A 508-nucleotide genomic window follows, 5' to 3' on the forward strand; every position below is an offset into this window, starting at 1 on the left:
CGTGGGCGCGGTCATAGGTCGTCCAGTGCATCCCCTTCGGCTTGGGCGGGAATGACAGCGTGAGGTTGGGCGAACCGCCCAGGCTCTCCCGGATCCGCTGCGCTCGCCGCACCGATAGATAGCGCTTGTCCTCGTTCTGCGATGGATAGGCGATGCGCTTGCAGGACCGACAGGTGAAAGCCGGGCCGCCGGCATGGGACGAGCCGTAGATCTTCGCCGCGAGCCGGCTGCATCGAGGACAGCGGAACCATGGGCGAGTGCCGCCGAGATGAACGGGCGTTTCCTCGATCACGATCCACTGCCGATGGCCCGCGATATTGATGACGCCTTCACCCTCTCCGGCGAGGAAGGACAGGAGGCCACGCGGGCTGCCATTGACGATTTCCCGCACCCAGGACAGCTTGCCGGGCCGCAGCATGCCCTGCCGCTTCAGCCACCTGATATCGAGTTCGAAGAAACTGGCGGGCGTCGGCTTCCCGCCTCCCCACGGCCTACCCATGGCGCCGCT

At 66.1% G+C, this 508-nt stretch carries 1 protein-coding gene; it reads right to left on the reverse strand.

Annotation, left to right across the window (positions count from 1 at the left end):
* A partial coding sequence (locus AC1DVA_RS29050; RefSeq protein WP_476808228.1) for a hypothetical protein occupies nt 1–499 on the reverse strand: 499 nt, incomplete at its 3' end.
* Nucleotides 500–508 lie beyond the last annotated feature (9 nt).

It is taken from the genome of Allobosea sp. P4_C6 (assembly GCF_056402015.1).